The organism is Streptomyces sp. NPDC059455 (genome assembly GCF_042750115.1).
GTDB classification, from domain to species: domain Bacteria; phylum Actinomycetota; class Actinomycetes; order Streptomycetales; family Streptomycetaceae; genus Streptomyces; species Streptomyces endocoffeicus.
This window is the reverse complement of the sequence record NZ_JBHYVB010000230.1, coordinates 14,201-17,262: the sequence shown is the minus strand read 5'-3', so window position 1 is coordinate 17,262 and position 3,062 is coordinate 14,201. Positions and strand designations below refer to the sequence as shown.

The 3,062-nt window shown below is 71.8% G+C and carries 3 protein-coding genes; 1 reads left to right on the top strand and 2 read right to left on the bottom strand.

Translation table 11 applies throughout. The features are described from left to right. Positions 1–161 precede the first annotated feature (161 nt). On the top strand, positions 162–1,142 hold the full coding sequence (locus ACFXB5_RS45875; protein WP_385219928.1) for a LacI family DNA-binding transcriptional regulator: 981 nt from the start codon (positions 162–164) through the stop codon (positions 1,140–1,142). Between the two features lie 77 nt (positions 1,143–1,219). Here ACFXB5_RS45875 and prcA read toward each other — a convergent pair whose 3' ends face one another. Both prcA and prcB read right to left on the bottom strand, forming a co-directional pair. After that, entirely contained in the window at positions 1,220–1,987 is a 768-nt protein-coding gene (gene prcA / locus ACFXB5_RS45870; RefSeq protein WP_385219926.1) for a proteasome subunit alpha, read from the bottom strand. A gap of 54 nt (positions 1,988–2,041) precedes the next feature. Then, positions 2,042–2,887, bottom strand: coding sequence for a proteasome subunit beta (prcB, locus tag ACFXB5_RS45865; protein ID WP_385219924.1), 846 nt, complete (start codon positions 2,885–2,887; stop codon positions 2,042–2,044). Positions 2,888–3,062 lie beyond the last annotated feature (175 nt).

Below are 3,062 nucleotides of genomic sequence, written 5' to 3'. Positions count from 1 at the left end.
GAGCCGCTCCGGGCGGTGGAGCCGCTCCGGGCGGTGGAGCCGCTCCGGGCGGTGGAGCCGTGCCGGGCGGTGGAGCCGTGCCGGGCGGCAGCGGGACGGCTCCGGGCGGCGGCGGAGCGGCCGCGGGGCGGCCGGCGGCGGGACGGGCGACGAGCCGGGATGTGGCGCGCGCGGCGGGCGTGTCCCAGGCGACCGTGTCCCTGGTGCTCGGGGAGAAGTGGCCCGGACGGGTCTCCGAGCGCACCGTGGAGACCGTGCGCGCCGCCGCGCGGGATCTCGGCTACCGCCCCAACCTCGCGGCCCGCAGCCTCCGGCTGGGCCGCACCCGGACCGTGCTGCTGGTGGTGCCCGCGCTGACGACCGAGTTCTTCGCCCGCGTCTACACCGGCGCCGAGCGGGTCGCCGCCGACCACGGCTTCGGCGTGGTGCTCTATCCGTCCCCCGAGGGCGTGGGCCCGGCCCGGGACCCGTTCGACTCGGCGCGCGCCTCGCTGGACGGGGTGATCGCCTCCTCCATGGCGGCCGACGCGCTGGTCGCGGTGCGCGGCGGCGGACTGCCGCTGGTGATGCTCGACAGCGACCCGGGCGACCCGGCCGCGGCGGCCACGGTCAACCTCGACATCGCGGACGGGGCGCGGCAGGTGGCGGAGCATCTGCTGGGGCTCGGGCACCGCCGGGTGGCCCATCTCGCGGCGGCGGTGGACTCCTGGACCTTCCGGGTCCGCGCCGGGGCCCTGGCGGAGGCGGTGGACGGGGTCCCGGGCGCCGCGCTGAGCGCCGAACCGGCGGGGCTGAGCGTCGAGGAGGGCCGCCGGGCCGCCGAGCGCGTCCTGGCCCGCCCCGGGCCCCGGCCGACCGCGCTGGTCTGTGACGACGACATCCTTGCCGCGGGTGCCTGCAAGGCGGCCCGGCGACTGGGCTTGCGGATCCCGGACGACATCTCGGTGACCGGCTTCGACGATCTGGCCCTGGCCACGGCGGTGGAGCCGGAGCTGACCACGGTCCGGCTCTCGGCGGAGGCGGTGGGCGCGGCCGGTATGCGGGCCCTGATAACGCTCCTGGACGGCGAGACACCCCAGGACACCGTGCTCCCCGTCGACCTGCTCCCCCGAGGCTCCACGGCCCCTCCCCCACGGTCCTGACCCGGGCCCGGACCCCATAACGCCCACCGCCGCCCCGGTGGGCCGGGGCGGCGGTGGCGATGAGAGAAATGGGTGGGTCAGTCCTCGGACTCCGAGGAGGACTCCTCCGAGGACTCGGCCGACGTCTCCGCGTCGGTCTCGCCCTCCCCGGACTCCAGGAGCCGGGAGAGCTGGCCGCCCAGGACGCGCTTGAACTTGCGCTTCTGGGGGCGGTTGCGGTCCAGGACCGCGACCTCGAGCTGCTCGGCGGTGAGGCTGCGCTCCCCACCGTTGTTGTCACGGGAGAGCGAGTCGACGGCCAGCTTGAGGGCCTCGGCAAGGGTCATGCCGTCCCGGTGGCGCTGGTCGAGGTAGCTGCTGATCTGGTCGGCGTTACCACCGACGGCGACCGAGCCGTGCTCGTCCACGATGGAGCCGTCGTGCGGAAGCCGGTAGATCTGGTCGTCCTCGGGGCCCTCCCCGACCTCGGCGACGATCAGCTCGACCTCGTACGGCTTCTCGGCGGCGCTGGAGAAGATCGTGCCCAGGGTCTGGGCGTAGACGTTCGCCAGCCCGCGGGCCGTGACATCCTCGCGGTCATAGGTATAGCCACGCAGATCGGCGTAACGGACACCGCCGATGCGCAGATTCTCGAATTCGTTGTACTTACCGACCGCCGCGAAGGCGATCCGGTCATAGATCTCACTGACCTTATGCAGCGCGCGGGACGGGTTCTCCGCAACGAAGACGATGCCGTCGGCGTACTGCAGCACGACCACGCTGCGGCCGCGCGCGATGCCCTTACGGGCGTATTCCGCTCGGTCGGCCATGGCCTGCTGAGGAGAAACATAGAACGGCGTCGTCACCGGCTGTCCGTCCCTTCTGTCATTGGCGAATGCATTCCGGTAGGACCGTCCCGATCAGAGCAGGGCGGCGCGGGGGCCGTCCGGCTCTTCGAGGCGCCGTTCATGGATGGCGCGGGCGAGTTCGGACACCTCGTCCTCGCCGAACCTCTTGAAACCGTCCTCGGTGAGGGAGGTGATGATCGGATAAATGCGGCGGGCGAGATCCGGCCCTCCGGTGGCCGAATCGTCGTCGGCGGCGTCATAAAGCGCCTGGAGCACGGCCGTGGCGGCCTGCTCCTCGGTCGAATCCTCGCGATAGAGCTTCTTGAGCGCGCCCCGGGCGAACATCGAGCCCGAGCCGGTGGCGGCGAAGCCGCGCTCCTCCGAACGCCCTCCGGTCACGTCGTAGGAGAAGATGCGGCCCTTCTCCCGGTCGACGTCCCACCCCGCGAAGAGCGGGACCACGGCAAGGCCCTGCATCGCCATGCCGAGGTTGCCGCGGATCATGGTCGACAGCCTGTTCGCCTTGCCCTCGAGCGAGAGCACGGTGCCCTCGACCTTCTCGAAGTGCTCCAGCTCCAGCTGGAAGAGCTTGACCATCTCCACCGCGATACCGGCGGTCCCCGCGATCCCGACCGCCGAGAACTCATCGGCGGGGAAGACCTTCTCGATATCACGCTGCGCGATGACATTGCCCATGGTGGCGCGGCGGTCACCGGCGAGCACCACACCGCCGGAGAAGGTCACCGCCACGATGGTGGTGCCGTGGGGGGCCTCGATGGCGCCCTGCACCGGGGGCAGCGGACGGTTCCCCGGAAGCAGCTCGGGCGAGTGGTCGCCCAGGAAGTCCATGAACGACGAGGAGCCGGGCGTCAGGAAGGCAGCCGGCAGACGCCCTGTGCTACGAGTGTTGGCTTCCACACGTTTCCTTCCACCAGATCTTGAAATGATGCACGGACCATACCCCTGGCCATGGAAGTCATCCGTCCTGGGGGCCCCCCCCCGGGGCGGCCGGGGGGGGGGGGCCGCCCGAGAGGCCCCCCCCCGGGGGCCAAAAACAAACCCACTAGACGCGGACTTAAAAACACAAGAGCCT